At 37.8% G+C, this 288-nt stretch carries 1 pseudogene; it reads left to right on the top strand.

The annotated features are described in order from the left end of the window. Nucleotides 1–288, top strand: a pseudogene (locus GFJ36_RS10525) (IS200/IS605 family element RNA-guided endonuclease TnpB); the annotation flags it as partial.

Here is a 288-nt window from a genome sequence, read left to right as displayed (position 1 = left end):
TCCCGCGTTTCAAATCCAAGAAAAACAACGTGCAATCTTATACCACAAAACAAACAAATGAAAATATTGCCGTTGTAGGAAACAAAATGAAGTTGCCAAAACTAGGTCTTGTTCGATTTGCCAAAAGACGTGAAGTAAAGGGACGTATTTTAAATGCTACAGTTAGACGGAACCCTTCTGGCAGATACTTTGTGTCATTGTTAGTTGAAACTGAAGTGCAAGAACTTCCGAAAACAAATTCCTACATTGGAATGGATGTGGGACTAAAAGATTTCGCCATTTTGTCAG

Source organism: Bacillus sp. EE-W1 (assembly GCF_009760835.1).
GTDB classification, from domain to species: Bacteria; Bacillota; Bacilli; order Bacillales; family Bacillaceae_G; genus Bacillus_A; species Bacillus_A wiedmannii.
The sequence above is the reverse complement of the archived record's forward strand: the minus strand, read 5'-3'. Positions and strand labels throughout refer to the sequence as shown.